The 951-nt window shown below is 63.7% G+C and carries 1 protein-coding gene; it reads right to left on the bottom strand.

The features are described from left to right. The coding region (locus tag PJ985_RS23215; RefSeq protein WP_271685856.1) for a zinc-binding dehydrogenase at nucleotides 1–854 on the bottom strand (854 nt) is incomplete at its 3' end. Nucleotides 855–951 lie beyond the last annotated feature (97 nt).

Here is a 951-nt window from a genome sequence, read left to right as displayed (position 1 = left end):
CGCGGCAACACCAACACATTCTTCCCCACATGCCCACCCGACCCCACATGACGCAAAACCCCCCGCACCTCACGCACATCCCACGCCCGCACCGGAAGCAACGACAACTCCCCCAACCCGAACAACCTCACCACCTCAACAAGAATCTCCTGCAACCGATCCGGCCCCGCCTCACCCAAATCAAACGCCCGATACACCCGCCCCTCAAACGCCGACCCCTCCCGCACATCCGCCTTACCCATCTCCACAAACCGACCCCCCGGCACCAACAACCGCGCCGACGCATCCACAAACTCACCCGCCAACGCATTCAACACCACATCAACACCACGACCCCCCGTACGCTCCCGAAACACCCCCTCAAACCCCACATCACGCGACGACGCCACATGCCCCTCATCCAACCCCGTCACCGGCCACTTCCACTCACTCGCCGTACCAAACACCTCCGCACCCAACCACCGCGCCACCTGCACCGCCGCCATCCCCACACCACCCGCAGCCGCATGCACCAACACCGCATCACCCACACCCACACCACCCAAATCCACCAACCCATAAAACGCCGTCAAAAACGCCATCGGCACCGACGCCGCCTCAACAAACGACCACCCCTCAGGCACCAACGCCACAAACCGCCGATCCACCACCACCACCGGACCACACCCACCCGACAACAAACCAAACACCCGATCCCCCGGCACCACATCCACCACCCCAGCACCCACCTCCACCACCACACCCGCACCCTCCGACCCCATCAACGCCGACCCATCCGGATACTCACCCAACCCAATCAACACATCCCGAAAATTCACCCCCACCGCACGCACCTCAACCCGCACCTCACCCACACCCAACGACGACACCCCACCACCCACACCAACCAACCCCACATCCTCCAACGACCCCGAACCACCCACCACACCCAACCGCCACTCACCCTCCGGC

Origin of the sequence: Streptomyces sp. ACA25, from assembly GCF_028200735.1 — a bacterium.
GTDB lineage: Bacteria > Actinomycetota > Actinomycetes > Streptomycetales > Streptomycetaceae > Streptomyces.
The sequence above is the reverse complement of the archived record's forward strand: the minus strand, read 5'-3'. Positions and strand labels throughout refer to the sequence as shown.